General features: G+C 67.4%; 11 protein-coding genes. 8 read left to right on the top strand and 3 right to left on the bottom strand.

What is annotated here, in order from left to right:
• Nucleotides 1-362: 362 nt before the first annotated feature.
• Nucleotides 363-710, bottom strand: a complete 348-nt coding sequence (locus EB084_14420; GenBank protein ID NDD29452.1) for a hypothetical protein — start codon at nt 708-710, stop codon at nt 363-365.
• A gap of 454 nt (nt 711-1,164) precedes the next feature.
• Between EB084_14420 and EB084_14415 the strand changes: the two genes are divergently transcribed.
• The 3 genes from EB084_14415 to EB084_14405 are packed head-to-tail and all read left to right on the top strand — an operon-like array spanning nt 1,165 to nt 2,412.
• Nucleotides 1,165-1,638: a hypothetical protein gene (locus EB084_14415; GenBank protein ID NDD29451.1), complete on the top strand. Its 474-nt coding sequence runs from the start codon at nt 1,165-1,167 to the stop codon at nt 1,636-1,638.
• A 1-nt stretch (nt 1,639) separates the two neighbouring features.
• Nucleotides 1,640-1,924, top strand: coding sequence for a hypothetical protein (locus EB084_14410; protein ID NDD29450.1), 285 nt, complete (start codon nt 1,640-1,642; stop codon nt 1,922-1,924).
• Nucleotides 1,921-2,412 (top strand): hypothetical protein, encoded by a 492-nt coding sequence (locus EB084_14405; GenBank protein NDD29449.1) that lies wholly within the window; start codon nt 1,921-1,923, stop codon nt 2,410-2,412. The genes EB084_14410 and EB084_14405 overlap by 4 nt, the downstream gene beginning before the upstream one ends.
• Nucleotides 2,413-2,523: 111 nt before the next feature.
• Here the strand turns inward: EB084_14405 and EB084_14400 are convergent, their stop codons facing one another.
• A complete protein-coding gene (locus EB084_14400) occupies nt 2,524-3,297 on the bottom strand; it encodes a TrmJ/YjtD family RNA methyltransferase (protein NDD29448.1) in 774 nt (257 codons plus the stop codon).
• Nucleotides 3,298-3,390: 93 nt separating this feature from the next.
• Nucleotides 3,391-3,690, bottom strand: a complete 300-nt coding sequence (locus EB084_14395) for a hypothetical protein (GenBank protein ID NDD29447.1) — start codon at nt 3,688-3,690, stop codon at nt 3,391-3,393.
• Nucleotides 3,691-3,899: 209 nt separating this feature from the next.
• On the opposite strand from EB084_14395, the gene EB084_14390 reads away from it, so the two are divergent.
• The 5 genes from EB084_14390 (at nt 3,900) to EB084_14370 (ending at nt 8,181) form a co-directional block, all read left to right on the top strand.
• On the top strand, nt 3,900-4,367 hold the full coding sequence (locus tag EB084_14390) for a hypothetical protein (GenBank protein NDD29446.1): 468 nt from the start codon (nt 3,900-3,902) through the stop codon (nt 4,365-4,367).
• Nucleotides 4,321-5,634: an L-2-hydroxyglutarate oxidase gene (locus EB084_14385; GenBank protein NDD29445.1), complete on the top strand. Its 1,314-nt coding sequence runs from the start codon at nt 4,321-4,323 to the stop codon at nt 5,632-5,634. Before EB084_14390 ends, EB084_14385 begins: the two co-directional genes overlap by 47 nt.
• Before the next feature lie 151 nt (nt 5,635-5,785).
• A complete protein-coding gene (locus EB084_14380) occupies nt 5,786-6,877 on the top strand; it encodes a hypothetical protein (GenBank protein NDD29444.1) in 1,092 nt (363 codons plus the stop codon).
• A 224-nt stretch (nt 6,878-7,101) separates the two neighbouring features.
• Complete coding sequence (locus EB084_14375; protein NDD29443.1) at nt 7,102-7,797, top strand: hypothetical protein; 696 nt, start codon at nt 7,102-7,104, stop codon at nt 7,795-7,797.
• 27 nt (nt 7,798-7,824) lie between these two features.
• Entirely contained in the window at nt 7,825-8,181 is a 357-nt protein-coding gene (locus EB084_14370) for a hypothetical protein (protein NDD29442.1), read from the top strand.
• Nucleotides 8,182-8,400: the final 219 nt, after the last annotated feature.

Below are 8,400 nucleotides of genomic sequence, written 5' to 3'. Positions count from 1 at the left end.
GCGAGGGGCGTTGCGTGCAGGCGTGCCCGCTCCGGCTCGCCGACGCAGTGCGGACAGGCGGGTCCCCGATGGTCGGAGGGGTACCGCTCGAAGACCGCATACAGCCGCGCGATGGCCGCTCGCAGGGTCGTCTCGTCCTCTGTCGTCGCTCGCACGCCATCCGTTTCCCCCACCGCTTCTTCGGGACCTCCCCGGCGGTCGTCGGCCAGATCAACAGATGCTTGTAATGACGTGCGGGTCGGCGACTTCAGGTTTTCGGGTCGTCTGTTCCCCTTCTCACCTCACTGAGCGGCGACGCGCCACCGCCCGGCGAGGCGGTGGTGTGTCCCCGTGGGCGGGCGTGTCGTGGCGGATGCGAGGGTTCACGGAACGGTCCCTGGACCCTCGCGAGTAGGAGTTGACGCGCCGCCCGCGCAGTTCAACCCCACGCCCGTTCGCATCGAGCTCGTGATCCTGGGGGCGAGCGACGGGCTGCGCGGCGGCCTCGGTCCGTCCACCCCCAACCGAGACCCTGCGCGCCGCCTGCGCCATCGCCGAGGTCGTGGACGCCATCGAGGAAGCCCTGCGGGAGACCCCGTCGGCGGACGTAAAGGCGCTCTTTGTCGTCCTCGCCGGCGCCGTGCACGCCGTGGCCCTCGTCCTCGCCGGCGCCGTGCACGCCGTGGCCCCCGTCCTCGCCGCCGGGGACGGCAGATGGGTAGGTGAATCAATTGCAGGCTTCGGGCGAGTAGAGGAAGACGTTGGGCACCCGCCAGATCTGGGAGGCGGGCACGGTGCCGAGAATGCGACAGGTGTTCTCTTGCTCGCAACCTCACGGAAACAAGTTCGTTCGGGGGAGAGCGGCTGAGGTCGAGTGGAGAGGACATCGAGAGTGTGGCGTGCTGTCAGGGGCCGGAGTGGGGAGGTTACGCCGCGCCCAGGTGATGCGAAAGCGCTTCCGCGACGGTGGCGGCGGGGGGCACCCACTTCGCGAACCTCTCGGGTCCCTGCTTCTCACGATGCCCCCCACTTCTCGTTCAAGAAGAATGCGAGACGCGCAGAGAGCCCTCCGGCAACAGAGCGCCCCCCTTCGCTCTGACACACAAGACAATCTCACCGCTGAAACAGCTGTCGTCGTTGGCACACGCAAGAAGAGTTCAGACGTGGGGCTCGAAGTAGGAACCCGTGGATCCCGACAGCTTTCTTCCCCTGGCGAGGGCCCTCGCGCAGCTGAATGTCGAGTACGTGCTGGTCGGCGGACTGGCGCTGGGCTTTCAGGGCCTCGTCCGGGCGACCGGAGACATCGATCTGTTCGTGCGTCCAACCGAGGAGAACGTCGACCGCCTGCGTGCAGCTCTCCGGCTGGTGTACCACGATGACAGCATCGACGAGATCGTGGCCGATGACCTGGCGGGCGATTACGCGGTCGTTCGTTACGGTCCACCCGATGACGATTACGTGGTCGACATCATCGGCCACATCGGCGAGGTCTGGCACTACGACGACCTCGAGAGCGAGCTGCTCGAGATTGAAGGGGTTCGTTTGAATGTCGCCAGCAGGCGCACGTTGTACCGCATGAAAAGTGACACCCTTCGCCCGAAAGACCAGATGGACGCCGCGGCCCTTCGCCAGCAGTACGGCCTCGAGGAGAGCGACTGAGATGGGTGTAGAGCGCTTTCGTTCGTTCGAAGACGCAGAGCGTGCGCTGAGGCTACCGCCTGGTGATCCCCGAATCCTCAAGCAGATGCGAGCGACCGCGGCCTTGGCGCGATTGGGGCGGATCGTGCAACCGCTGCGCGGCGTGCACAAGTTTCGCACCATCGAAGAGGCCAATCGCCATCGGGACGAATGGGAGCAGCGCAACATCGAGGCCGCGCAGGCGCGAATCGTGCGGCCGCACAGAGACACGCAGGGCAAAGAGGGCGCCGATGGTGACCCAGGCTGAGCACGGTGGCAGCGATCGGGGCAGGCCTGCAGGGGCTCCTCCGCTTCAACCTCAACGGCATCGCGCTCCGAAGCAAGTTCGGCTTCAGCGTCTATGTGGCCGGCCTGTACCTTGCCCAGACGCAGACCTCCCCCGAGAAGATCAGGGCGGCCGACGCCCCGCGTCAGACGGTCATGCACTTCATTCGCAGGGTCGACAAGGCCAGGATCTGCGAAGCCTGGAACGAAGGCCTCGCGGCCAACTGCCCCAACGCATCTGCCGCCGTCAAGAAGAACTTCGAGACGCTCTGCAGTTGGATGACCGACGTGAAGTCCGGCGATGAGATCGTCATCGCGTACGTTCCCGGCCAGGGAACCCGCGTCTGGGTCGCTGGCAACGTCAAAGGCTCGCTCGCCGGCAAGAAGACCGCTGACGCCATCCTCTCGACCTGGATCGGCCCCAAGCCCGGCCCGGGCGGCGTATTCAAGGACAATCTCCTCGGCAGGTAGGCGTCCTGCAGAGGCTCAGCCTCGATGAGGGGATCGGCGTTCGCGCCGGTCCCTTCTTTCATGGTCTCCCAGAAGACCTGACACGAACTGAACGAAGCGCGACGTGCCCCCCTACTCTCGCTCGGCGTCGCCCTTTCGCAGCAAGAAGCGCATATGGCGGAAGAGCCCCAGCACGGTGTTCACATCGCGCTCGGTCATGTGGGTGGCGTCGAGAACGCGACGCGCGTCGGCCATGGCCCGCGCGAGCGAGGTGCGATTCGGGTACTCGACCTCGGTGAGAAATGTCTCGAGCCCGCGATAGAGCGTCTCCATGCGCTGGCGTCGGGCATCTGAGACCACAGGCGCCACATGCTGCGCCGGCGCGCTGCTGAACAGCTCGTAGCATACCACCATGACGGCCTGGGCGAGATTGAGCGAGTGAAACAAAGGCCCAGTGGGAATCTCGATGGCGAACTGACAGCGGTCGAGATCGTCGTTGGCCAGGCCCGACTCTTCACATCCGAACACCACCGCAAGTTGCGCCGGCAGGTAGGCCGGGAGCACGTCGGTCACGAACCTCCGGAGCTTGATGGGCGTCATGCGGTCCTTGCCCTGACGGGCGGTGGTGCCCACCACGAGGGTGGAGCCGCGCAAGGCGGACTCGAGGTCGTCAACCACCACGGCCTGCTCGAGCACGTCGTGGGCGCCGTGGGCCACGGCCATGGCCTCCCCCTCGAGAGGTGCGCCGGGCGCCACGAGCGCCAGGCGGGTGAAGCCCATGACCTTCATGGCACGAGCCGTGGCGCCGATGTTGGCGGCGCGGGCCGGCTTGTGGAGCACGATGGTGACATCGAGAGCGCGCATGGGCCGTCGATTCTGCAACAGGAGGGCCCACGCCCTGCACATCGTCGTCTACAGCACCGGCCACGGCTTCGGACACGCCTCCCGAGACCTCGAGGTTGCGCGCTCGCTGGCCCGTCTCGCCCCCGAGGTCCGGCTTCACGTGCGCACCCCCGTGGCCCCCTGGTTCGTCGCATCGGCCCTCGAGGGCAGGTCGCACGAGACCTCGTCGATCCGCCTCGACACGGGCATCGTGCAAGGCGACAGCCTGACGCAGGATCTCGGCGCCACGGCCGATGCGTGCGAGGCGCTTCTGGCCGCGCGCGAAACGCTGCTCGCGGGTGAGATCGACTTCCTCAGAAAGGTGAAGGCCGACGCTGTCATCGCCGACATCCCCGCACTGCCCATGGCGGCCGCCGCCCATCTCGGCCTGCCCGCCATCGCCTTCAGCAACTTCACCTGGAGCTGGATCTACCGCGACCTCGTCGATCTCGAGCCTCGCCTGGCCGCGGTGGCCGACGCCTTCGACGCCGACTACGCCGCGGCCGATGTGCTGCTGCGGCTGCCCTTCCACGGCGGCGACCATGTCGCGGCCCCGTTCCGCGAGACGCGCCCTCACCCCCGCCGAGGCGAAAGCACGGCTGGGCCTCGACCCTGGCCGAGCCGCAGTGCTGGTTTCGTTCGGCGGGCTCGGGCCCGCGGCCCTCGACATCGAGCGGCTGTCGCGCATCGACGGGTTCACGTTCATCGTCACGCCACCAGGGCCGACCCGCACCGCACCGAACGTGCGCGTGCTCGACACCGCCGAGATGACGGCGCGCGGCCTGCGCTACGCCGACCTGGTGCGCGCGTGCGACGTGGTGGCCACCAAGCCCGGCTACGGCATCGTGAGCGAGTGCCTGGCCAACGAGACCCGCCTGCTGTACACGTCTCGCGGCCGCTTCGCCGAATACCCGGTTCTGGTCGACGCCATCGATCGGTACGGGACGGGCGCGTTCATCGACAACGAGACCCTGGCCCGTGGCGCCTGGGATGACGCGCTGCACGCGCTCATGCGCCGTCCCCGACGACCCTGCGCGCTGGCCACCGATGGAGCCGACGACGTGGCGCGGCGCTTCCTCGCGCGCATCGGCTGAGCGAGGAGGCGCAGCCCTCGTCGAGAAACACCTCGGCGTGTCGACTTCCTGGAACGTGATCGTCGCCGGCGGGGGAATTCTCGGACTGGCCACCGCCATGAGGCTGCTCGAGCGCTCGCCCGGCCTTCGGGTGCTCGTGCTCGAGCGGGAAACCGATGTGGCCACCCAGCAGACGGCGCACAACAGCGGCGTGGTGCACGCCGGCGTGTACTACGCGCCAGGCTCGCTGAAGGCGCGGCTGTGCGTGCGCGGCCGTGAGATGCTGCTCGACTTCTGTGCGCGGCACGGCATCGCCAGCCAGACAACCGGCAAGCTCATCGTGGCATTGCGCGGCGACGAGATGCCCCGCTTGCTCGAGCTGGCGCGACGGGCAGAGGCCAACGGGGTGAGCGGCGCGCGTCTCGTCGACCCGGCCGAGATGCGCGAGATCGAGCCCCACGTGGCCGGGGTGAAAGCCCTGTTCTGCCCCACCACCGCCATCGTCGACTATCGCGCCGTGGCCCTGGCCTGTGCGCGTATCGTCACCGAGGCCGGCGGCGTGATTCGCACGGGCTGCGAGGTGCGCGGCGTCGATTCGCGGCCCAGCGGGCTGGTCGTGAAGACCTCGCGGGGCGACGACGAAACCCGAGGCCTCATCGCGTGCGCGGGGCTCTACTCCGACCGTCTCGCGGCGGCCACGGGAGCGCCACGTGATCTGGCCATCGTCCCCTTCCGCGGCGACTACTACGAGCTCGCAGCCCATTGCCGACACCTCTGCCGAGGACTCATCTACCCCGTGCCCGATCCGCGCTTCCCGTTTCTCGGCGTGCACTTCACCCGCTGCATCGATGGTCGCGTCATCGCCGGACCCAACGCCGTGCTGGCCTTCGCGCGTCAGGGATATGGCCGCTTCGATGTCAACCTGCGCGATCTGGGCCAGGTGCTCGCCTGGCCGGGCTTTCGCCGCCTGGCCGCGAAGCATCTGGGCACAGGCATGGCCGAGATGTGGCGCGACTACATGAAGTTGGCCTACGTGAAGGCACTGCAGGCCTACCTGCCCGCCGTGTCCTCGGCAGATCTCGTGCCCGGACCGTCTGGCGTGCGCGCCCAGGCGCTCGGACGCGACGGCGCGCTCATCGACGACTTCTCGTTCTACGTGGCCCCGGGCATGCTACATGTGCGAAATGCCCCCTCGCCCGCCGCCACGTCGTCGCTGGCTATTGCAGACGCCATCGTCGAGCGGGCCGCCGAGGCCATCGATCTGGGCCTCGTCTCGCCCGAGCGCTGACGCGCGGCCCACGTCGACACCGACACTGCCCGCGCAGCCATCGGGATTCGTGACGAAACGTCAACAAAACGTCAATTCCGTTCTGGCGCCAGCCGTGGCACAATGCAGGTACGGAGGAGCGCCCGGGAGGCGCCTTGATGGGACGAATTCGATGCTGAGCGCCATACGCCATATGACGCATGTCCACGTCGCCACGCCTGCTTCGTGCTCCGAAAGCGGGAGCACGGCTGCTTCGCACGCGAACCTGGGGCGTCGGCTCTTCGGTCTCCACGGTAACCACCGTCGCACAGACGACGGCACCATCCTCGACGATCCCCGCTCGCAGAAGCCCGAAGATGCGAACCTGTTCGGTCGCGTGCACGTGCGCTATCCGGACGGGCGCTCGAAGGTGCTGGCCCATCGTGGCGAGACCAGGCCAGACGCGACCTCGCCAGACGACGCCAGCATCCCGGAAGAGGCGGTTGTCAACAACCGTGTCGTTCTCTTCGTCGACGGCATCCAGGAGACTCTCCCTGGCCAGACCCGTTGCATGGGGCGCCTGTTCCAGTCTCCCGCCGAACTCGATTACCGAGGGGTCGACGTGGGCCAGGCGGTGGTGGGGGTGCACGAAGGCGTGGGCAAGAGCCGTGCCGCCGACCTGAAGCGAATCGTAGGCGACATCTTCCTGCTGAAGGGCCTGCAGACCCCATTCCTGCGCGCAGAGCACGCCGCCGCCCTGGTCGCCACCCGCGACCCGGCGGTGAAGGCGCTGCACGACGAGGTGCGTCAGTCGCTCGAGCTGGGGCGCGACGTGCTCATCGCCTGTCACAGCGGTGGCGGCGCCGAGACCGCCCTCGCCCTCACCATCCTGGCCAAGGAAGACCACGGCCGCTTCCGCAAGGACATCCGTGAGCACGTGCGCGTGCTGTCGCTATCCGGCGCCGTCTCGCCCCGTGACTACGAGATCGCCGGCGTGAAGCACGCGAACATCCACTACACCGCCAGCGTGAACGACCCGCTCTACCTGTTCGCCAAGAACTACCTGCACCCGCTCAACCCCATCGCTGACATCCCCGTCCTGGTGAACGGGATCCACGCGCTCTATCGCGTCGCCACGGGACAAGGGCTGCCGTGCCACAGCGCAGACTACATCTTCGCCCACAGCCGACACGACGATGGGTTCGAACCCATCCAGGCCTTTGTCGATGGCGCCAAGGGGGGCGTGTTCCCCCTCGACAAGAAAGCCAGCGGCCCGCCAGCCTGAGCGCGGGCGGCGCGTTGCGCGTACGGCCTGTACGTCTGGATCGACGCCAACAGCGACGGCAGACTTGCGCCGGGCGAGCTCGTTCCCGTGCAGCGCCTCGGCGTCGAGAGCATCAGCACCCGCAACAAGAGCTTCGTCTCCGGGTATGTCCGCAACGGCAAGCGCTACCTCACCTGGGACTGGTGGCCCAGCGGCTACGAGATGGCCGATCTCGGCGGACACTGATGCGCCGACTCGTCTCCATCCTGCTCATCTGCCTCGTCTGCCTCTCCCCCGCTGGGGCAGACGAGCGACTGCTCATCGACGAGGCGGGGCTCTCGACCCTCTTTCCGCAGGGCCCAGTGGCGCTGCGCACCCTGCTTGCGACTGGAGAGGTCCTGGCGACCTCCGAGCCGATGCACGGCGAAGCCGCCCATCTGCTCGTCATCGATCCGGTTCGCCGCACCCTGGTGCGCGACGTGAAGCTTCCCTGCCACCGCATCGAGCACGCGCAGGCGAATCGCCCCGGAACACTGGCCCTCATCTGGTCTGGTGAAGGCGGTCGTCTGCTGCTGGTCGACCTTGCCACCGGCAAGGTCGATGTGGTGAGCGAGCGGCAGAGCGGCAATGCGTCGTTCGGGCTCTACGCGAACCAGCGATCACGAATCGTTCCCATGGGCGACGACTTCTGCGCATTTGGCTTCTGCACCACCCGCGACGGTCGCTTCAACGGCGACTGGCTGGCGTGCGTGAGCCGAAGCGGTGTGAAGCGACTGATGCGACGAGAAGACCTCACGGCGCGCATGCGGCAGGCCTTTCCCGAGGCGACGGCCATCGGCGCCCTGCAGGCCAGCAGCCAAGGGGTGGCCGTCGCGGGGAAGAACCGCCTGTCGTTCACCGGCGCACTCATTGTGAGCCTCAACGGTCGATCGATTCTCTGAAAGCTCCCCCTCACGCGCTTCGGCGGAATGGAGCTGGGCGCGAACGTGCTCACCGCGGTTCTGGGAAGCGCCACGGGCCCCGCCACGCTCATCTCGACGAGCCTGAAGCAGAAGAGCCAGCGCACGATGCTGTCGCGAGGCCAGCTCATCTCACCGTTCCTGTCTCCTGACGAGCAGGAGATTGGTGCCCTCGAGGTGCGCGAAGACGGCCTCTCTGCAGAGAAGAAGCTGCGTCAGAAGATCGTCCGCTACAGCGCCGCGTCAGGCAAGGCGCTCACGCCCGTGACCCTCGAGAGGTCGACCCTGTACATCGACGCTCGATTTGTGGGTTCGCGCGCGATACACCTGTTCGACGGCAACGGAATCTACCGCGTCGACCTCTGATCCGCTCGGCTCGCTCTGCAGTGCGGCGGGCTCACCCACGAACATTCACGCTCATTTGACGCTTCCATCAGGCCGCTTTCAGCCTGGCCGCGTACGATAGCGAGGAGGGAGCAGGCGGTCGCGATCCGCACCGACGCAGCGCTCCCCGAGCATCGACGGGGGAGCAGCATCGATGAACATCCAGAACCGGAGCAACACTCCCGAGGCACACATCCACGC

The organism is Pseudomonadota bacterium, assembly GCA_010028905.1.
GTDB lineage: Bacteria > Vulcanimicrobiota > Xenobia > RGZZ01 > RGZZ01 > RGZZ01.
The sequence above is the reverse complement of the archived record's forward strand: the minus strand, read 5'-3'. Positions and strand labels throughout refer to the sequence as shown.

What these genes read in the sequence shown, in the direction of transcription:
- EB084_14410 (NDD29450.1), top strand. Translation starts at nt 1,640, where the DNA reads ATGGGTGTAGAGCGCTTTCGTTCGTTCGAAGACGCAGAGCGTGCGCTG.
- EB084_14400 (NDD29448.1), bottom strand. Translation starts at nt 3,297, where the DNA reads ATGTGCAGGGCGTGGGCCCTCCTGTTGCAGAATCGACGGCCCATGCGC.
- EB084_14385 (NDD29445.1), top strand. Translation starts at nt 4,321, where the DNA reads ATGGAGCCGACGACGTGGCGCGGCGCTTCCTCGCGCGCATCGGCTGAG.
- EB084_14380 (NDD29444.1), top strand. Translation starts at nt 5,786, where the DNA reads ATGCTGAGCGCCATACGCCATATGACGCATGTCCACGTCGCCACGCCT.
- EB084_14375 (NDD29443.1), top strand. Translation starts at nt 7,102, where the DNA reads ATGCGCCGACTCGTCTCCATCCTGCTCATCTGCCTCGTCTGCCTCTCC.
- EB084_14370 (NDD29442.1), top strand. Translation starts at nt 7,825, where the DNA reads ATGGAGCTGGGCGCGAACGTGCTCACCGCGGTTCTGGGAAGCGCCACG.